The sequence below is a fragment of the Nonomuraea sp. NPDC050643 genome (assembly GCF_040654715.1).
Lineage (GTDB): Bacteria > Actinomycetota > Actinomycetes > Streptosporangiales > Streptosporangiaceae > Nonomuraea.
This window is the reverse complement of sequence record NZ_JBFAIM010000068.1, coordinates 35,193-53,331: the sequence shown is the minus strand read 5'-3', so window position 1 is coordinate 53,331 and position 18,139 is coordinate 35,193. Positions and strand designations below refer to the sequence as shown.

General features: G+C 71.6%; 21 protein-coding genes. 9 read left to right on the top strand and 12 right to left on the bottom strand.

Annotation, left to right across the window (positions count from 1 at the left end; translation table 11 throughout):
• Positions 1-49: 49 nt before the first annotated feature.
• From AB0I15_RS53020 to AB0I15_RS53000, 5 genes are all read right to left on the bottom strand, one after another.
• Complete coding sequence (locus AB0I15_RS53020) at positions 50-931, bottom strand: type II CAAX endopeptidase family protein (RefSeq protein WP_358114770.1); 882 nt, start codon at positions 929-931, stop codon at positions 50-52.
• A gap of 113 nt (positions 932-1,044) precedes the next feature.
• Positions 1,045-1,746: a response regulator transcription factor gene (locus AB0I15_RS53015; protein ID WP_358114768.1), complete on the bottom strand. Its 702-nt coding sequence runs from the start codon at positions 1,744-1,746 to the stop codon at positions 1,045-1,047.
• Positions 1,743-2,918, bottom strand: coding sequence for a histidine kinase (locus AB0I15_RS53010; protein ID WP_358114766.1), 1,176 nt, complete (start codon positions 2,916-2,918; stop codon positions 1,743-1,745). Before AB0I15_RS53010 ends, AB0I15_RS53015 begins: the two co-directional genes overlap by 4 nt.
• Before the next feature lie 34 nt (positions 2,919-2,952).
• Positions 2,953-3,864 carry a hypothetical protein gene (locus tag AB0I15_RS53005; protein WP_358114764.1) on the bottom strand — a complete coding sequence of 304 codons (912 nt, stop codon included), beginning with the start codon at positions 3,862-3,864 and terminating at the stop codon, positions 2,953-2,955.
• Positions 3,865-3,935: 71 nt separating this feature from the next.
• Positions 3,936-4,370, bottom strand: coding sequence for a peptidase inhibitor family I36 protein (locus AB0I15_RS53000; protein WP_358114761.1), 435 nt, complete (start codon positions 4,368-4,370; stop codon positions 3,936-3,938).
• A gap of 134 nt (positions 4,371-4,504) precedes the next feature.
• On the opposite strand from AB0I15_RS53000, the gene AB0I15_RS52995 reads away from it, so the two are divergent.
• A complete protein-coding gene (locus AB0I15_RS52995) occupies positions 4,505-7,963 on the top strand; it encodes a BTAD domain-containing putative transcriptional regulator (protein ID WP_358114758.1) in 3,459 nt (1,152 codons plus the stop codon).
• A 23-nt stretch (positions 7,964-7,986) separates the two neighbouring features.
• Here the strand turns inward: AB0I15_RS52995 and AB0I15_RS52990 are convergent, their stop codons facing one another.
• Positions 7,987-8,361: a MerR family transcriptional regulator gene (locus AB0I15_RS52990; protein ID WP_358114755.1), complete on the bottom strand. Its 375-nt coding sequence runs from the start codon at positions 8,359-8,361 to the stop codon at positions 7,987-7,989.
• Positions 8,362-8,488: 127 nt separating this feature from the next.
• Here AB0I15_RS52990 and AB0I15_RS52985 point away from each other — a divergent pair, with 127 nt between their 5' ends.
• Positions 8,489-9,034 (top strand): dihydrofolate reductase family protein, encoded by a 546-nt coding sequence (locus tag AB0I15_RS52985; RefSeq protein ID WP_358114753.1) that lies wholly within the window; start codon positions 8,489-8,491, stop codon positions 9,032-9,034.
• Between the two features lie 75 nt (positions 9,035-9,109).
• Here the strand turns inward: AB0I15_RS52985 and AB0I15_RS52980 are convergent, their stop codons facing one another.
• Positions 9,110-9,568 (bottom strand): MarR family transcriptional regulator, encoded by a 459-nt coding sequence (locus AB0I15_RS52980; RefSeq protein ID WP_358114751.1) that lies wholly within the window; start codon positions 9,566-9,568, stop codon positions 9,110-9,112.
• 80 nt (positions 9,569-9,648) lie between these two features.
• On the opposite strand from AB0I15_RS52980, the gene AB0I15_RS52975 reads away from it, so the two are divergent.
• Complete coding sequence (locus tag AB0I15_RS52975; RefSeq protein ID WP_358114748.1) at positions 9,649-10,014, top strand: VOC family protein; 366 nt, start codon at positions 9,649-9,651, stop codon at positions 10,012-10,014.
• Here the strand turns inward: AB0I15_RS52975 and AB0I15_RS52970 are convergent.
• The gene (locus AB0I15_RS52970; protein ID WP_358114746.1) at positions 9,987-10,379 is read right to left on the bottom strand and encodes a MerR family transcriptional regulator; all 393 of its coding nucleotides are present in this window, start codon (positions 10,377-10,379) and stop codon (positions 9,987-9,989) included. The genes AB0I15_RS52975 and AB0I15_RS52970 overlap by 28 nt on opposite strands.
• A gap of 28 nt (positions 10,380-10,407) precedes the next feature.
• On the opposite strand from AB0I15_RS52970, the gene AB0I15_RS52965 reads away from it, so the two are divergent.
• Positions 10,408-11,325 (top strand): NAD(P)-binding domain-containing protein, encoded by a 918-nt coding sequence (locus tag AB0I15_RS52965; protein WP_358114743.1) that lies wholly within the window; start codon positions 10,408-10,410, stop codon positions 11,323-11,325.
• Entirely contained in the window at positions 11,322-11,753 is a 432-nt protein-coding gene (locus AB0I15_RS52960; protein WP_358114740.1) for a PPOX class F420-dependent oxidoreductase, read from the top strand. The genes AB0I15_RS52965 and AB0I15_RS52960 overlap by 4 nt, the downstream gene beginning before the upstream one ends.
• A gap of 19 nt (positions 11,754-11,772) precedes the next feature.
• On the opposite strand, the gene AB0I15_RS52955 is transcribed toward AB0I15_RS52960, so the two are convergent.
• On the bottom strand, positions 11,773-12,603 hold the full coding sequence (locus AB0I15_RS52955) for an SPFH domain-containing protein (RefSeq protein ID WP_358114737.1): 831 nt from the start codon (positions 12,601-12,603) through the stop codon (positions 11,773-11,775).
• A 242-nt stretch (positions 12,604-12,845) separates the two neighbouring features.
• On the opposite strand from AB0I15_RS52955, the gene AB0I15_RS52950 reads away from it, so the two are divergent.
• The 3 genes from AB0I15_RS52950 to AB0I15_RS52940 all read left to right on the top strand — a co-directional run bounded on the left by AB0I15_RS52950 (position 12,846) and on the right by AB0I15_RS52940 (position 14,980).
• Positions 12,846-13,598, top strand: coding sequence for a methyltransferase domain-containing protein (locus AB0I15_RS52950; protein ID WP_358114734.1), 753 nt, complete (start codon positions 12,846-12,848; stop codon positions 13,596-13,598).
• Between the two features lie 107 nt (positions 13,599-13,705).
• Positions 13,706-14,431 (top strand): hypothetical protein, encoded by a 726-nt coding sequence (locus AB0I15_RS52945; protein ID WP_358114731.1) that lies wholly within the window; start codon positions 13,706-13,708, stop codon positions 14,429-14,431.
• A 33-nt stretch (positions 14,432-14,464) separates the two neighbouring features.
• Positions 14,465-14,980, top strand: coding sequence for an ATP-binding protein (locus tag AB0I15_RS52940; protein ID WP_358114728.1), 516 nt, complete (start codon positions 14,465-14,467; stop codon positions 14,978-14,980).
• 284 nt (positions 14,981-15,264) lie between these two features.
• Here AB0I15_RS52940 and AB0I15_RS52935 read toward each other — a convergent pair whose 3' ends face one another.
• Genes AB0I15_RS52935 through AB0I15_RS52925 form a run of 3 tightly spaced genes read right to left on the bottom strand, consistent with a single transcriptional unit; the run spans position 15,265 to position 16,735 of the window.
• Positions 15,265-15,591 (bottom strand): antibiotic biosynthesis monooxygenase, encoded by a 327-nt coding sequence (locus AB0I15_RS52935; RefSeq protein ID WP_358114725.1) that lies wholly within the window; start codon positions 15,589-15,591, stop codon positions 15,265-15,267.
• Positions 15,592-15,607: 16 nt separating this feature from the next.
• Positions 15,608-16,072 carry a transcriptional regulator gene (locus tag AB0I15_RS52930; protein WP_358114723.1) on the bottom strand — a complete coding sequence of 155 codons (465 nt, stop codon included), beginning with the start codon at positions 16,070-16,072 and terminating at the stop codon, positions 15,608-15,610.
• Between the two features lie 9 nt (positions 16,073-16,081).
• The gene (locus AB0I15_RS52925; protein WP_358114721.1) at positions 16,082-16,735 is read right to left on the bottom strand and encodes an FMN-binding negative transcriptional regulator; all 654 of its coding nucleotides are present in this window, start codon (positions 16,733-16,735) and stop codon (positions 16,082-16,084) included.
• 34 nt (positions 16,736-16,769) lie between these two features.
• Here AB0I15_RS52925 and AB0I15_RS52920 point away from each other — a divergent pair, with 34 nt between their 5' ends.
• Positions 16,770-18,098, top strand: a complete 1,329-nt coding sequence (locus tag AB0I15_RS52920) for an aminotransferase class I/II-fold pyridoxal phosphate-dependent enzyme (protein WP_358114718.1) — start codon at positions 16,770-16,772, stop codon at positions 18,096-18,098.
• Positions 18,099-18,139 lie beyond the last annotated feature (41 nt).

Genomic DNA, 18,139 nt, shown 5'->3' with positions numbered 1-18,139 from the left:
ACGAGGGCTCCTGCATGCTCCTGGGCATACGATCTTTGCGTACCGACAGCTAGGGGCTGGGGGTGCGGCGCGTACGTGGGAGCAGGCGGCCCCGGCGACGGGCGAGCCGCAGGAACATCACGGTGGGCACCCCGCACGCCAGGATCGCCACAATGCTCGCCTCCGGGCCGAACGCGCCGCCGGTCAGCGCGGCGGGGCCGGACATCGTGGCCTCCAGCAGACCCTGCGCCTTCAGGCCCGACCCCGAGGAGATCGTGCCGAAGACGGCGACCTCGGCCGCGTTCCAGCCCAGGTGCAGGCCGATGGGCAGCCACAGGGTGCGGGTGGCGGCGTACGCGGCGCCCAGCATCAGCCCGGCCTCGACCGCGATGGCGAGCGCCCCCCACACCGAGGCGCCGGGATTGACCAGGTGCAGCACCCCGAACAGCACCGCCGACACGCCCAGCGCGCCCCACGTGCCGGTCAGCTCCTCGACGATGCGGAACAGCACCCCGCGGAACAGCAGCTCCTCGACGACGGCCGTCGTGCACATCACCCCCGCGATCGCCAGGGCGCCGCCGAACGAGCCCCAGCCGAGCACGCGGTAGCCGCCGAACACGGCGATGACGGCGATCGTGACCGTGAACAGGCCCACGCCGACGCCCGTCCCCCGCCACGCGTCCCGGATGCCGGCGATCGGCAGCTCCACCGCGCGCCGCCGCTCGGTGAACCGGACCGCGGCGACGTAACCGCCGAGTGCGAGCGCCGCCATGACGACCCCCATCACCAGGCCGCCGACCGGAGCCGTGCTCAGTCCGGTGACGACGCCGCTCGCCACGGCGCTGACGGCCGCGAACAGCGCGAGCATGAGGACCAGACGCACCGCCGCGGGCCGCAGCCACCGTGGTGTCCCGGCCGCGGGCACCGCCTCGCCCGTCGTCTCCTCTGACATGATCTCTCCCTCCGAGGCGTCCTGCTGAAGGACGCTAGGGGGCGGGGAAACGGGCGGGCATCGCGCCGGGGTGGACATCCTCGTGTAGCTCGCTCGGGGGACAGCGGGAGGCGTCAGTCGTGGACGGTCACCAGCCCGGTACGGAAGGCGAAGATCACCGCCTGCACCCGGTCGCGCAGGTCGAGCTTGGTCAGGATCCGCGACACGTACGTCTTGACCGTCTCGTGGCTGATGACCAGCGCCGCCGCGATCTCGCCGTTCGACAGCCCGTCGGCGATCAACGTCAGCACCTCCCGCTCCCGCTCGGACAGCACGGCCAGCGGGTTCCCCTCCCCCGGAGCCGCCGGGTCGGCCGCGCGGATCCGGGAGCCGAAGCGGCCGATCAGCCGGCGGGTCACCGCCGGTGACAGCAGCGACTCCCCCGCCGCGACCGTACGCACTCCGGCCACGAGCTCCGCGGGCGTGGCGTCCTTGAGCAGGAACCCGCCCGCGCCCGCGCGCAACGCGTCGTAGACGTGCTCGTCGAGGTTGAAGGTGGTGACGGCCAGCACCTTCACCGGGTCGGCGACGCCGGGCCCGGCCAGCAGGCGGGTGGCCTCGATCCCGTCGAGGACCGGCATCCTGACGTCCATCACCACCACGTCGGGGCGTACGCGCCGGGCCACCGCCACGCCGGTGCGCCCGTCGCCCGCCTCGCCGACCACCTCCATGCCGGGCTGCAAGGACAGGATCGTCACGAAGCCCGCGCGGACCAGGGCCTGGTCGTCGCAGACCACCACCCGGATCGGGTCGTCGCGCGGCTCTTCCCCGTTCACGACCGGCTCCGGGGGATGCGCGCCCGTACGGTGAACCCGCCGTCCGGCGAGCCACCGGCGCGCAGGTCGCCGCCGACCACGCTGACCCGCTCCCGCAGCCCGGTCAGCCCCCGGCCCGCCCCGGCCGGGGCCGGGGTGGCGGGCGGGCCCTCCGTGCTCACCTCGATGTCCACTTCGTCACGGTCGTGCCGGATCCTGACGACGGTACGGCGGCCGAGGGCGTGCTTGAGCGCGTTGGTCAGCGCCTCCTGGACGACCCGATAGGCGGCCAGCTCCGCCGCGCCGGTCATGGGGCGCGGTGCGCCGTCCTCCACCAGCTCCACCGGCTGACCTGCGGAACGGGCCCGCGCCACGAGCTCGGCCAGCCCACCGGCGATCGGATCGCGCACCGGGCCGCCGGCGGATTCGCCGCCTCGGTCGTCCAGCACGCCGAGCAGGTAGCGCAGCTCCGCCAGGGCCTGCCGGCCGGTGCCGCTGATCGAGGCGAGCCCCGCCGCCACCTGATCTGGCGCGTCGGTGACCAGGAACCCGGCGGCGTCGGCCTGCACCACCATGGCCGTCACGTGATGGGTCACCACGTCGTGCAGCTCGCCGGCGATGCGGGCGCGCTCGTCGGCGATCACCGCCGCCTCGGCCAGCCGTGCCCGTTCGGCCTCGCGGGTGGCCCGCGTACGGATCCACGTGCCCGCCAGCCAGCAGGCGGCCAGAACGAAGAAGAACGTGACGTATTCCTCCGGCGTCTCCGGCGACCCCTCCGCGTGCAGCACGAGGGCGAAAACCGCGTACGCCGCCGTCGCGGCCCCCGCCACCAGGCCCCGGTGCCGCTCCTGGTGCGCGCCGACGCTGTAGAGGGCCAGCAGCAGGGCGATGCTCGCGAAGGTCAGCGGGTAACGCAGCAGCTCATGGGCGACGAACGCGCCCGCCACGAGGGCCAGGCACACGGCCGGCCACCGCGTGCGTACGGCCAGTGGCAGGCACTGGGCCAGCAGCAGGAGCACGCCCACGGCGTCGGACGGCCGTCGTGGCCACTCGGCCAGATCGATGCCCTTGTCGGAGAGTCCTGGCAGGAAGGCCAGTCCCACGAACAGGGCGGTCGTAACGGAGTCGCGCACCGGCACGTCGCGCCGCCACCAGCCGGCCACCGGCCGCAGGCGAACCGTCAGCGAAGACACCCGGGTCAGCCTAGCCCTGTTCGCCACATGTCCCCTATCGCCGTACAGGCCCGTGCCGGCGGCGTTCGGCGTCGGCGTCCGACATGATCCCGGCCGCCCGTTCGAGCCGGTGGCCGCGCGCCCGCTCCAATGCGCTCAGCAGGTTTCCGTGCTGCTCGATCAGGCGCCGTTGGTGGGCGGCGGCCACGGTGTTCCACACGCCCGCGAGGTTGGTTTCGTGCTTGCACCTGACGTCGGCCGTGGCCACGGCCTTCTCCTGGCGGCTCACGGTGCCGTCGTCGTGGGGCCACGGGTGGTTGTTCGGCTCCCACGGATCCTCGTAGTCGAATCCGGCCGCCGCCATGCACGCGCTCCAGCGGGCGAACGCCGCCCTCACCCGCCCGTCCGCCTCGGCTCGCACCCCGGCCACGTACGCGAGATCGATGATGAGGTTCTCGTCCGCCTGCTGAGAGCCGGCGGCCAGGTCGCGGCGGGCCTCGCCCACGCAGCCGCCGTCCGGCCCGGTGCCGCGTTCCGGCGAGCCGGTCAGCAGCTCTTCATGCCTCTCGGGCGCGGGCGGCCGGGCCTGCGCCGTGCCGAGGCCGGCCGAATTCTCGCCGGTGTAGCCCCAGTTCGCCGCGATCTCCGGATCGAGCAGCCCGTAGAGGCGTTCGTGGCCGGCGCTGGACAGACCCGGACGGGGTTCGGGCGGCTCGTACGTGACGCCGAAGCGTGCCATGCACACCACCACCAGGTGCCCTTCCGCCCGCTGGAGCAGGAGATCCTCTTCGAGCGTCAGCCGATGGCCGTCGAGCGGCAGCGAGATCTGTGCGGCTGCGGTGATGACCGGGGTGGGGCCGGTCGGCGGGGGCGGTTCGCCGTTGGTGCCATCGCGGACGCCGCAAGCGGTCGCGACGACGCCGATCAAGATCGCGCCGGCGCCGATCAGGGCCGCCCTGCGTGACACCGCGCCATGGGCTCTGGGGGCTTTGCGCGCCGTGGTGGGAGGATGCTCCCGAGCGGGGGAGCACCCTTTGCTCACCGGCACCATACGGGCCGGGTGGTGTCCAGCCAGCAGTGTGAGCTGATCCGGTCGTTCCAGGTGTCGGCGCCCAGGGGATCCTGGGCGAGGTTCGCACGCGATCCTTCGGCGGCGACGTGCAGCTTGGCTCCGCCGCCGTTGCGGTGCTGGTAGAAGAACATCTGCACGTTCCTGGTGTTCCTGATCGAGCTGACCTCGTCGTTCAGCCCGCAATTGATGGAACAGTTGAGGAAGCTGTTGCCGTCGTAGTCGTTGTCGTCACTCGTCCGGTCGTGGATCCCGGCGGTGGCCTGGAAACTCGAGTTCTTGTAGAGGCAGACTTCGTTGTCGTCGCAGTTCGCGTCCAGGTTGGCGGCGTGGGCGGGCGCGACGGAAACACCCCATGCGAGCGCGGCCACGCAGGCCCCGGCGATGACGGAACCGAATCTCACGGTGATCCTCCTTGAGTTCCCGTGTCCTGTTGAATGCCGGCTTCAGCCTGTCGCGCGTGACCCGGCCGGAACCTTGACGTTTTCCTGACGGCCGCTCCAGGCTGGCGCTCAGGGGGCCGTCGAGGGGCGGAGCCGTGGAGTTGCGCGTTCTGGGGCCGGTGGAACTGTGGGTGGCCGGCCGGGAGGTCCCGCTGGGGCGACCTCGCCAGCGGTGCGTGCTGGCCGCGCTGGCGCTGGCCCGTGCGCGGCCGGTCGGGATGGATCAGCTCCTGGAGCGGGTGTGGGGCGAGCGCCTGCCGGGTGACGCGCGGAACGCGGTGTACACGTACGTGTCGCGGCTGCGCCGGGTGCTGGAGCGGGCCGGAGCCGGTCGCGGGCAGGACGTGCTGCGGCGTACGGGCGGCGGTTACCTGCTGGACGTCGATCCCGACCTGGTCGACCTGCACCGGTCCCGGCGTCTGGCGGCCGAGGCGCGGGCCCTTGAGGACGGCGGGCGAGCGGTGCGCCTGTGGGAGGAGGCGGCGAGCCTGTGGCGCGGCATGCCGCTGGCCGGGCTGACGGGCGACTGGGCGGAGCGGACCCGGGCGGCGCTGGAGCAGGAGCGGCTCGCGATCCTCACCGGCGGGCTCGCCGCGCGGCTGCGGCTCGGTCCCGACGGGCCCGCCGCCGTGATGGGCTCGCTGTCGCAGTCGGTGGCCGAGCATCCGCTGAACGAGCCGCTGGCGGGGCTGCTGATGCTGGCGCTGTACCGGGGTGGGCGGCAGGCGGACGCGTTGGCGGTGTACGCGGGACTGCGGGAGCGGCTGGTCGAGGAGATCGGCGACGAGCCGGGCGAGCGGCTGCGGCAGTTGCACGAGCGGATCCTGCGCCGCGATCCCGCCCTCGACCAGAGCACGCCTCCGCCGGACGCGGACGCCAGAGGGGCGGAGGCGGACGCCAGAGCAGGCGAGGCGGGCGCCAGAGGGGCGGAGGCGGCGACCGAGCACGGCGGCGGCGCGAGAGGAATGCCGGGCAGCGGTGCTGCGGGAGCAGGTTCGGCCGGCGTCAGTGGGGGAACAAGCTCGCTCGGCGTCAGTGCGGGTGCAGGACCGGTCGGCGTCAGTGGGCGAGTGACGCCGGCGCAGCTCCCCGCGGACGTGGCGCAGTTCACCGGACGGGCGACCGACCTGGAACGGCTGGACACGCTCGTCCGCCGCCACGGTGCGAGCCGGCCCGCGATGGTCCTGATCTCGGGGGTCGAGGGCATGCCCGGCGTCGGCAAGACCGCCTTGGCCGTGCACTGGGCTCACCGGGTCCGTGACCGGTTCGCCGACGGCCAGCTCTACGTCGACCTGCGCGGGTACGCGCCACAACCCCCGCTGTCCTCGATCGAGGCGCTGGCCCGGCTGCTGCGCGCGCTCGGCGTCCCGCCCGAACGGATCCCGGCCGAGGTGGAGGAGGCCGCGGCGATGTACCGGAGTGTGCTGGCCGACCGGCGCATGCTGCTGGTGGTGGACAACGCCGCGAGTGCCGAGCAGGTCCGGCCGCTGCTGCCCGGCGGGGGCGGCTCGGTCGTGCTGGTGACCAGCCGCGGCGGGCTCGGCGGCCTGGTGGCCCGCGACGGGGCTCATCGGATGAACCTCGACGTCCTGCCGTTGGACGACGCCACCGCGCTGATGGGCCGGATCCTCGGCGCCGAGCGGGCCGCGGCCGAGCGCGAGGCGGTCACCGAGCTGGCCGAGCTGTGCGACCGGCTGCCGTTGGCGCTGCGCATCGCCGCGGCGAACCTGGCCACCCGCCCGCGGCAGCGTGTCGCCGACTATGTGGCGCGGCTGCGTACGGGTGACCGGCTCACCGCGCTGTCCGTGGCCGGAGATCCGTACAGTGCCGTCCTCGTCTCCTTCGACCTGTCCTACGCGCATCTGTCGGTGGCGGCGCGGCGCGTGTTCCGGCTGCTCGCGCTGGCGCCCGGACCGGACGTCACCGCCGCCGCGGCGGCAGCCCTGGCCGGCCTCGGTACGGCGGCGGCCGAGGGGTTGCTGGAGGAGCTGGCCCGCGCGCATCTCGTCGAGGAGCGTGCCACCGGCCGGTACACCTGCCACGACCTGCTACGTCACTACGCCGGCGACCTGGCCGCCCGCGAGGAGAGCGAGGCCGGCCGCGCCGCCGCACGGGCCCGCCTGTACGACCACTACCTCTCCAGCGCGGACGCCGCCGCCCGAATCCTGTATCCCCACATGTCGCGTCTGCCGATCGAACCGGACGACGACAGAGGCGCCCTTTTCCCCGCGGAGCAGCCTGCGCTCGCCTGGCTGGACGAGGAGTTCTCGTGTCTGGTGGCGGTCGTCCGGCACACGAGCCGCCACGGCCCTCACCGGGTCGCCTGGCTGCTGGCGGACGCCCTGCGCGGCTACTTCTGGCTGCGTCGCCCCATGGTCGACTGGCTGACCGTCGCCGAGGCCGCGCTCACGGCCGCCGAAGCCGACGGCGAGCCGCACGCCCAGGCCGCCGCCTGGCTCAGCCGGGCCGACGCCGACCAGGCGCGGGGCCGGCACCAGGACGCGCTCGCCCTCTATCAGCGGGTGCGGCGCGCCGGCCAAGACCTCGAAGGTTCGACGGTCCAGGATGCCGCGCTGTCCAACATGGGGATGCTGTGCCTCCGATCGGGCCGGCTCGCCGAGGCCGCCGCCTGCTTCGAGCACCTGCTGGCGCTCAATCTCCGGCACGGCTCGTTGCTGAACGAGGCGCTGCAACTGGGAAACCTGGGCGCCGTCCACCGGGCGATGGGGCAGTTGGAGCGGGCGGCCGACCTGCACACGCGAGCCAGGGCCATCCACCGCCGGGCCGGCATCACCAAGGCCGAGGCCACCGCGTTGCGCGACCTCGGCGAGATCCATCACCAGTCAGGCAGGTTCGATCAGGCGCATCGGTTCCTCGCCGAGGCCCTGTCGTTGCACCGGCGGTCAGGCGATCCGGTCGGGGAGGCGGAGGCGCTGCTGTGCCTGTCGTCGATCCGGCGGGACACGGGCCGGCCCGCGCTCGACCTCGCCCGAGCCGCGCTGGGCCTCGCTCGCGACATCGGCGACGCTCGCCTCGAAGCCGACGCGTTCAACACCCTCGGCAGCATCCATCACCGGCTCGGCGAGCACCTCCAGGCCGTCGAGCACCACCGGCAGGCCCTCGGCGCTGCCACGGACATCGGGCTCGGGCACGCCAGGGCCGAGGCGCTGATCGGCCTCGCCGCGGCCCACCGGGACCTGGGCGGTCACGACCGGGCACACGAGCTGATCGAGCAGGCCACGACCGTGGTCAACGAGGCGGGGTTCCGGTTGCTCGAAGGTCACGTCCTGACCGTGCTCACCGGGCTGTGGCTCGCCGAGGCCGATCTTCGGCAGGCGCTCCGGACGGGTCGGCGCGCGCTGGCCGTCCACCGCGAGACCGGGCATCGCCTCGGCGAGGCCCACACCCACTTGCTGCTCGGCCGCGCCCACGAGCGAGCGGGCGACACCGGCGAGGCCGGCCGTCACCTGCTGCGAGCGCGCGACCTGCTCGCCGACCTCGGCATACCGTCAGAACCGAGCGAGACGCGAGCACGCGGTACGGACGAGCGCTGACCACGCTCGCACCACCGCCTCGGTCAGGTTCTCATCCCCGCGAACCGGCAGCGACCGGCCCGGCAGTCCGCCAGGCTGGCCACGGCGGCGTGCCGGGCTCTGGCCAGCTCGGCCATCTTGGCGTCGATCCGGTCCACGACCGCCTCCAGCCGCCACCGCTCGCTCTCGCACGTCGTCCCGCCCGCGTCGTGCGCGGCCAGCGCGTCGACCACTTCGTCCAGGGTGAGGCCCAGCCCCTGCAGGCTCTTGGCGAGGCGGATGCGCTCCACCGCCGCGGCGTCGAAGTCGCGATAGCCCGACGGCCTGCGCTCGGCCGCGGGCAACACCCCGCGCCGCTCGTAGAACCGCACCGTGTCCACGCTGACCCCGGCCTCGCTCGCGACCTGCCCGATCTTCACGCGCCTCACCCTTTCGCCCTGGAGTCCGGTCCAGAGTCCAGGGTCTTGGCGCTGTCGTTTCTGTACAAGACCCGGCTTCGCATTTCCCCCTAATCTGCTTCTCGCAGGATGACTAGGGAGCAGCGCAATGGCAAAGATCATCTCGAGTTTCTTCATCTCCGTCGACGGCGTCGTCGAGTCGCCCGACCAGTGGCACTTCCCGTACTGGGACGACGAGATGGGGGCGTTCGTCCAGGCGGGCATGTCGACCGCGGCCGGGTTCCTGATGGGCCGCAGGCTGTACGACGAGTGGTCCTCGTACTGGACGACGACGGGCAAGGACCAGGAGCCCGCCGAAGCCTTCAACAACGCTCGCAAGTGGGTCGTGTCCAGCAGCCTGGAGCGGGCCGACTGGGTCAACACCACGCTCATCAACGGCGACGTCGCGGCCGGGCTGCGGGAGCTCAAGGAGCAGACCGACGGTGACATCCAGATGTCCGGGTCCGCGACGACCGTGCGGTGGCTGCTGGCCAACGGGCTGCTCGACGAGCTCAACCTGCTCGTCCACCCGATCGTCGTCGGCCGTGGTCAGCGGCTGTTCGAGGACACCCCGACCCACCCGCTGAAGCTGGTCAGGTCGGAGACGTACAAGAGCGGCGTGGTCAACCTGGGGTACGTCCCCGACGCCGGCTGACTGGCGCCCGTGACCGGCGACAGGGCCGCTTTCCGACCGACGGGAAGCGGCCTTTCGCTTTGCCGCTCGACCGTTCTACGGCTCCAGCGCCGCCGTCATGCGGTCGAGGTCGGTGAGCATGGTGGCGAGGCGTTGCTCCGGGACGGCGTCGGTCATGCGCTGGTCGATGGCGTAGACGGCGGAGCGGGCCATCGCGAGACGGCGATGGCCTTCCTCGGTCAGGTGGGCGGGCAGGGCGCGGCCGTGGTCCGTGGTGGCGGGGCGGGTGATGAGGCCGGCGTCCTGGAGCCCGCGCAGGACGACGTTCATGGACTGCCGGGTGACGAAGGAGCCGCGGGCCAGCTCGGCGTTCGACAGGCCGGGGCGCTGGTCCAGGAGTTCCAGGCAGGCGTACTGCGGCACCGTCAGGCCGTACTCGCGCAGCGCTCTGTCCATCGCGGTGCGCAGGGCCGAGGCGGCGCGCTTGAGGCGGTAGCCGAGGCGCTCTGTGACGTCGGCGGTGCGGGCCGGGCTTGAGGAAGTCCCATCGTGCATGTCAGGAGTTTGACATATAGGAGGGGGTGCGTCTACTTTGTCGTTATGTCAATGTCCTGACATGGAGAAGGGAAGTACTCATGACTGTCAGTGGGCCGGACTTCGTCGCTCTGCAGGTGCGTGATGTGGCCGCCGCGGCGGCCTTCTACGAGGAGCGGCTCGGGCTGCGCCGGGCGCCCGCCTCGCCACCCGGGGCCGTGGTGTTCGTGACCGAGCCGATCCCGTTCGCCGTTCGCGAGCCGCTGCCGGGGGTGGATCTCGACGCCGTCGATCAGCCCGGGCTCGGGGTCGCTCTGTGGTTCAAGACCACCGACGCGCAGGGGCTGCACGACGAGCTCCGCGACGCGGGGGTGCGCATCGTCACGGAGCCCGAGGAGGGGCCGTTCGGCAGGATGTTCGCGTTCGCCGGGCCTGAGGGTTACGTCATCACCGTGCACGGGGAGTAGGGATGTGACGACACGCGGCGTTCGGTGACCTCGATGTAGTCGTGGAGGGTCTGCCGGGAGCGGTTGAGCGTGTCGATGTGCTCGTCCATCGCCCGCAGCCGGGCGCGCAGGGCGTCCAGCAGCTCGGGGCAGGGCTCGAGGTCGGGGGCCGCGCCGGTGGCGCAGGGCAGCAGGAACCCGATCTCTTGGGTCGACAGGCCGGCTTCGAGCAGCCTTCTGATCTGGGCGACGGTCAGGACGGCGGCGTCGGGATATTCGCGGTAGCCGTTGCTCCCGCGGCCGGGCTCCAGCAGGCCCTGGGCCTCGTAGTAGCGCAGTTGATGCGTGTGGACGCCGGTGCGCCGGCTCAGCTCCCCGATCAGCACGTCGCTCCTCCTTGACCTTCATACCGGTATGAACGTTGATGATTCTGCCATGAGCACTAATGCACAGAATCGTGATGTGACGGTCATCGGACTGGGTCTGATGGGGCAGGCGCTGGCCGAGGCCTTTCTGCGTGACGGATACGCCACGACCGTGTGGAACCGTACGGCGGAGAAGGCGGACAAGCTCGTCGCCCAGGGGGCCACGGCGGCCGGGTCGGTCGGGGAGGCCGTCGCGGCCGGCTCGGTCGTGGTCGTCTGCGTGTCCGACTATGACGCCGTGCGCGAGCTGCTCGATCCGCTGGGCGACGACGCCCTCCAGGGCCGGATCCTGGTGAACCTGACCTCGGGCACGTCCGAGGCGGCCCGGGACATCGCGCGATGGGCGGAGCGACGCGGGGCCGCCTACCTCGATGGCGCGATCATGGCCATTCCCCAGGCCATCGGCACCCCGGACGCCGTCATCTTCTACAGCGGGCCGCGGGCGGCCTTCGACCTGCACGAGCCGGTCCTCAGGAGCATCGGCGAGGGGACGCACCTCGGCGACGACCACGGTCTTTCGTCCTTGCACGACGTGGCCCTGCTGGGGGTGATGTGGAGCGTGCTGAACGGATTCCTCCAGGGGGCCGCCATGGTCGGTGCGGCGGGGGTGCCCGCCTCCGCCTTCGCCCCGCTGGTCAGGACGTTGATCGGGACGGTGGGCGGGTGGCTGCCGGGGTACGCGCGGCAGATCGACGAGGGTTCCTATCCGGCGCTGGACGCCACGCTCGACACGCATGTCGCCGCGATGGAACACCTCGTCGAGGAGAGTGAGCTGTTCGGCGTGAGCACCGAGTTGCCGCGCTTCGTCAAGGATCTGGCCGATCGCGCCGTCGCCGCCGGGCAGGGTGACCGCGGTTACCCGGTGCTGATCGAGCAGTTCCGCCAGGCCGGCGAGGGGCGAGCGTGAGCGCCGTGCCGTTCGACCCGCGGGCGCTGCTCGCGGAGAGCCGGCTGGGGGTGCTGGCCACGATCAAGGCGGACGGCCGGCCCCAACTCTCGCCCGTCATGCCCTTCTACGACGCGGCGGCCGGCGTCATCCACGTGTCGATGACCGAGGGGCGGGCCAAGACGGTGAACCTGCGCCGGGACCCACGGGCCTCGCTGGAGGTCACCAGCGCCGACGGCTGGTCGTGGGCCACGGCCGACGGTCTGGCGACCCTCGTCGGGCCGGGGTCCGATCCCTACGGCCCCGAGGTGGAGGCGCTGGTGGACTATTACCGCCGCGCGGCCGGGGAGCATCCGGACTGGGAGGAGTACCGGTCGGTGATGGTGTCCGATCGCAGGGTGCTGATGACGATGAGCGTCGACCACGTGTACGGGGCCAGGCTCCGCTGACCGGGCGGCGGGGAGGGGCTCACTGCTTGGGAGGGGTGACCGCCACGTTGCCGTCGGAGACGATGAAGGAGACCCGGCCGTCCTTGATGGCCTGCCACAACACCGCGCCCTCGGGGCCGAGCACCTTCACCAGTGCCTTGATGGACTCCAGCTCGGTGGTGGCCTTCGCGTTCTTCGCCTTCTGCGCCGTGTTCTCCTCCACCGCCTGCTGCGCGGAGGCGAGCGCGTCGCGTACGCCCTGGGGCGGCTGCGGCTGCTGCAGCGTGACGGAGAAGCCGCCGAAGAACCCCTCGCCGCCCTGCTCCTTGATGAACTGGGCCGCGTACGTGGCCACCGACTTCTCCCACTCCTGCTTGACCGCGGGGTTGGAGAACAGGTCCTTCCAGCCGTACGCCTTCGCCGCCGCGTCCATCGCCCGGTCCAGGGGCTGGCCGATGTAGACGCCGAGCAGCCGGGCCCAGCCCTCTTCCTCGTACGCCTTGAACTTCAGCCCGATCTGCTCATGGAACTTGCGCAGCGTCGCGCAGTCGGTCGTGAGCGAGAACGTGGCGACGCCGGAGACGGTCATCTCCAGGTTGTCCTTGGTGACCACGGTGAGGGGCTTGGACTCGGCGCTGTCCTTGTCGGCGAACTCGAAGGTGCGCTGCCCGTTGGGGTAGACGAACCCCTGGTCGCCGGGGCCGGACACATCCCGGCTGCCGGGGTCGATGCAGTTCTGGAACGTGGTGTCGGAGAACATGCCCGCGTCGTAGACGATGCCCTTCTGGTCGGGTTCGGGGGTGGTGATCGAGCAGCCGGCGACCAGGGCGGTGGCGGCGAGCAGGCCGATGGGCAGCGCTATGCGATTCACGGGGGAGCTTTCCTTAGGGGGTGTTGTGGAAGGGGGAGTCTAGTTACTTTGCCGACACCCAGAGTGCCCCCTTGAGGAGTTAATCGGGTGGACGTGGCCGGTGGGTGTGCCCTAACGTCACGCGCGGCATACGTTCCCACTGCGTGATGAGGTGTATTTGATGACGGTCCTGGCGCGTTCGACCGGTTTTGTCCGGTCGCGAATCGTCAATATCGCGTCTTCGACCGTTAGGAACCTCAGAAGTGGATCTTCCACGTAGCTTCACCATTCGCGAGAGCAGTCACCGCATTCTCAACCCTTTCACCGCCGACAAGCTCGCCACCCTCGGCCGGGCGCTGGCCCTGCCTCCCGGCACCAGGATGCTCGACCTGGCCTGCGGCAAGGGGGAGATGCTCTGCACCTGGGCGCGTGACCACGAAGTGGCGGGCGTCGGCGTCGACGTCAGCACGGTGTTCACGGCGGCGGCCCGGGAGCGGGCCGGCGAACTGGGCGTCGGCGATCGGGTCACGTTCGTGCACGGCGACGCGTCGGCGTACGTGGCCGATGAGCCCGTCGACGTCGCGTCGTGTGTCGGCGCGACCTGGATCGGCGGCGGCGTGCCCGGCACGGTCGAGCTGCTCGGGCGCAGCCTGCGTCCCCAGGGGATGATGCTGATCGGGGAGCCCTACTGGCGGCTCGACCCACCCGACCAGGCCACCGTCGAGGGCTGCTACATGAGCGCCAAGGACGAGCTGAGCTCCCTGCCGGGGCTGCTCGAACGGTTCGGGGAGCTCGGCTGGGACGTCGTCGAGATGGTGCTGGCCGATCAGGACAGTTGGGACCGGTACGCCGCGGCCCAGTGGCTGAACCTCCGGCGCTGGCTCGACGCGAACCCCGGCGACGAACTGGCCGGGGAGCTGCGGGCCGAGCTGACGACGGCGCCGGTGCGGCATGCCCGCTACCAGCGTGAATACCTGGGGTGGGGCGTCTTCGCCCTCATGCGGCGCTCCGGCTGAGCCAGACGTGCGCCCCGGTCCCGTGCGGCAGGGCCGGGGCGCGCGCTCGGTTCGAGGATTTTTGATCTGTCGGGGTGTGACGCGGTGGCGCCGCTACCGTGCCGACGGTGAAGAAGCAGAGGATGAACGCGCGGCCGGCCGTCGTCGTGGGGGCGGTGGTGGTCACGGTGCTCGCGGGGATGACCGGACCAGCGCAGGCGGCCGAGAACTACGGTCAATACTCCCAGTTCGCCGAGCGCAGCGCCGGTCAGCACTGGGCCGACGGCCAGGCGGCGGGGCAGTGGACGTGGAAGCCGCTGTCGTCCGACACGTCGGAGATCAGCTGGGGGGATCCGAAGAAGTGGCCGCCGTCGTACGCGGAGAAGTTCGTCCGTACGGGTGACTGGCTGACGCTGGACGGGTGGCGGGACAACGGCACGTACTACACCGTCCGGGTTACCAAGGAGCAGATCGGCGACGCCAAGTGCGGAAACCTGCGGACCTTGGCCACGTCCGGGCCGCAGCATTATGTGAAGTGGGACATCCCCTCGCAGGGATACTGCCTGAAGGCGTGGGGGACGATCACCGAGCGGTCTTCGGGGAAGGTCGTCGACTTCGGGCACACCCAGATCTGGTCGCCGCCCGCGCCCTGCTCCAACCAGTACCTCGGCAACCAGACCTGCATCAAGCAGTGGGAGTCCTGGTGGGACAACAACGGCAGCCCGGGTAAGCCGATCGCCAGGAAGCTCGATCGCGACCAGTACATCGCCCGTGGTCACGGGATGGCGTTCAAGATCCACCAGTACTTCCCGAAGGAGTGGAAGTCGGAGGCCAAGTCGTACTGGAATTGGTGATCTTGTGGAACCTGTCCGGTTACGCTGCTCGTCATGGTGATCTGGCTGAACGGGACGTTCGGGGCAGGTAAGACGAGCACGGCCAAGGAGCTCGTCCCGCTGGTTCCCGATGCCCGCTACTTCGATCCCGAGCAGGTCGGCTACATGCTCACGACCGTGTCCGGCCTGCCGCGGCTCGGGAACTTCCAGCACTGGAAACCGTGGCGCCATCTCGTCGTGGAGACCGCGGTCCAGCTCCTCGACTATGTGGGCGGGGTGCTGGTGATGCCGCAGACCGTCCTGTTCGAGGAGTACTGGCAGGAGATCGAGTCCGGGCTGCGGAAGGCGAGAGTTCCCGTCCGGCACTTCGTGCTGCACACCGATCAGGACACGCTCGTCCGGCGCATCGAGAGGGACGAGGCGACGATCGGCAACTGGCGGATGGAGCATTTGGCGGCGTACCGGGAGGCCATGTCCTGGCTCGCCCGGGAGGGCGAGGTCGTGGACACGACCGATCTGCTTCCAGAGGAAGTGGCCCGCGTCATCGCCGGCAGCCTGAAGCGTTCTTGAATCTTTATCCACAGGGTGTGGGTAAAAGCTGGACGCGGCTCCGGGACGCCTGCGGGGGCCGCGGGATCGAGCTGGAGAACGGGATTCGGCCGAAGGCGCCCGTGCCGGCGGGGGTTGTGGTAGTGGCAAGCGGAGCTGGGGAAACGCGCCGCCGGGAGGACTCCGGCGGGGATGATCTTTACGATGGCGGGCCGTGGCTGCCGGGGCCTTGGGGCGGGGGTGTCTCGGGGGTGGGGTGCCGGAAAGTTATCCACAGGGAGTGGGGGTTATCCACAAGTGTGGATTCATCGGCTCGCGGGAGGTTCCGGGGTGGTGATGATGACGTCGTGGTGGGTGACGGTGGTGCTGTAGGTCAGGAGGGCGGCTTGGGCGTCCGGCTCGACGACGGCCGTGTCGACGTCGTCCCCGGCGAACGCCTTGATCGCCTCGAGGGACGTCCAGAAGGTGACAACCTGGAGCTCTATGTGCTCGTCGACGGGCCGCTGCAGGAGGTGCACGCCCCGGTGGCCGTCGATCTTCTGCAGCTCCGGGAGGACCGCGCTCGTGAAGTGGCGGCGGTAGGCCTCGGCTCCGGCCGGGGTGGCGGTGGCGTGCCAGACTCTGGCGATCATGCACGGCTCCTTGGCGTCAGTCGGGCCTGGCGGCGGCCCGGTCGAGCGACTCGGCGAGGGCGGCGATGGAGCTCCTGGCCGAGCGGATGCGCGCGGTGCGCGCCTCGTCCGCCCAGCCGAGCCGCAGGCCCTCCGCCGCCAGCTCGTCGAACGCGGCGAACGCGGCGAGCTTCTGCCGGATGACCCTTGACCAGGCGTCGTCCTCGATCTGGTAGTAGACGTTGCGCTCGCCGGGCTTGCGGAGCCTGCGGATGAGCTTGATGGACATCAGGAGATGCAGGTTCGTCGTCAGGGAGGCCCGGCTGGCGCCGATGGCATCGGAGATCTCGCCGGCGGTCTGCTCCGGCGGATCACAGGCCATGAGCCAGCCCAGGATGCGACCGCTGATCGGCGCGAGGCCCCACTCCTCGGAGACGAACGTCGCCACCCGCTCGACCCAGGCGAGCACCTGCTCGCGCTCCGGGCCGCCCTGCGCTGTCATGCGACAATCCTAACCTTGCCCGTCCTGACCAGCCGTTTCAGCCCGGACCGACTCCATCCGCCTGCGCTGCTGCGCCAGGGCCCCCGCGTCCCGCGGCAGACCGCGCACGGCGAGCCCGACCGCGACGCGATCGCGCAGCTCGACCGGCTTGTGGTCGTCGAACTTGAACTTGGCCCGCACGTCCACCACACGCAGCCGCAGCCCTCTGAGCGCCGACAACATCTTGTGGTACGGCCCCTCGTCGGCGGCCATCAGGCCGTAGTCGCCGTCGGGCTGGTGGTGGGCGAGCTGGCGGCGCAGGATCGCCGCCTTGTCCTCCTTGCCGTCCACGATCTCGGCCCGGCAGGCGAGCTGGACGGAGGCGTAGTAGCTGGTCGCCACGCCGGTCACGGGGGAGTCCGAGCGCCAGCCCGTGGGGATGTAGGCGTAGTCGTCGTGCACGCTCACCACCGCCACCGGGTTGGCCTCCAGCGCCGCCCAGATGGGATTGGGCCTGGCCAGGTGGAGCACGATCTCCTCCCCGTCGAACAGGAAGTGCGTCGGCACCACCACCGGCGGCGCGCCGTCCACGCCGTTGACCGCGATCTGGCCGAAGTCACGCGTACGCAGCCAGCTCCGCCACTCGTCCTCGTCGCGGGCCGCATCCCAAGGCTGAATAAGCACCCAAACTCCTTTGTATTAGTACATAATGTAAATTGTGCTAGAAACATATCTGGTCAACGCCGGAACTGCCAGTGAGATCGCGGCCGGTGTCGAGGCCGCCGTGTCGGAGGGCCGGCTGGCGCCAGGCGCGCTGCTGCCCCCGGTGCGGGAGGTGGCCGCCCAGGCGGAGGTCAGCCCGAACACGGCGGCGGCGGCGTACCGGCTGTTGCGGGAGCGTGGCGTGGTGGAGACCGCCGGGCGGCGCGGCACCCGGGTCAGGCCGCGGCCGGCCAGCACGTTGCGGGAGGAGATCCGCATCGAGGTGCCGCCAGGCGTGCGCGACCTGTCCCAGGGCAACCCCGATCCGCGCCTGCTGCCGTCGCTACACGAGGCACTGGCCGCGGCGGCGCGGGCGCACGAGGAGCGGCCGGCCATGTACGGGGCGGGCGACGACGAGGAGCTCCTCGCCCTGGCCGGGGACCGGCTGCGGGCCGACGGCGTGCCCGCCGCCCCGCTGGCGATCACCTCGGGCACCCTCGACGCGGTCGAGCGCGTGCTGGCCGCCCACCTGCGCCCGGGCGACGCGATCGCCGTGGAGGACCCGGGGTGGACGGCCCTGCTCGACCTGGTGGCCGTGCTCGGCCTGCGGCCGGTGCCGCTGCGGCTCGACGACGAGGGTCCGCTGCCGGAGGAGTTGGAGCGGGCCCTGCGCGGCGGCGTACGGGCCGTGGTGATCACGGCTCGTGCCCAGAACCCGACCGGCGCCGCCGTCTCCGGGGAGCGGGCGGCGGCGCTGCGGGGTGTGCTGGGGGCCCACCCGGAGGTGCTGCTGATCGAGGACGATCACGGGTCGGGGTTCGTGGACCTGCCGCTGCATCCGGTGGTGGGCAGCACGAAGCGGTGGCTGCTCACCCGTTCCACCGCCAAGGCCTTCGGCCCTGACCTGCGCCTGGCCCTGATCGCCGGTGACCCGGTCACGCTGGGCCGGTTGCGCGGCCGGCAGCGGCTGGCCGCCGGCTGGGTGAGCCACCTGCTGCAGCGGGCCGTCGCCCACCTGTGGCGAACGGAGGCGGTGGACACCGCGGCCGTGGCCGCGGCGTACGCCGAGCGCCGGGACGGCCTGGTGACGGCGCTGGCCGAGCGCGGCGTCACGGCGCACGGCCGCAGCGGGCTCAACGTGTGGATCCCCGTCGCCGACGAGACCACCGCCATCACCCGCCTGCTGACCCGTGGCTGGGCCTGCGCGCCCGGGGCCCGCAACCGCATCGGCACGCCGCCGGCCGTGCGCCTGACCGTCTCCACGCTGCGCCCGGAGGAGCTCAGGACCCTCGCCGACGACGTGACCGCCGCCCTCCGACCCGTCTCCGGCGGCCGGTACGGGTGAGCCTCGCGCCTGTCCGACGGCTCGACCGGCGACGGCCCGGC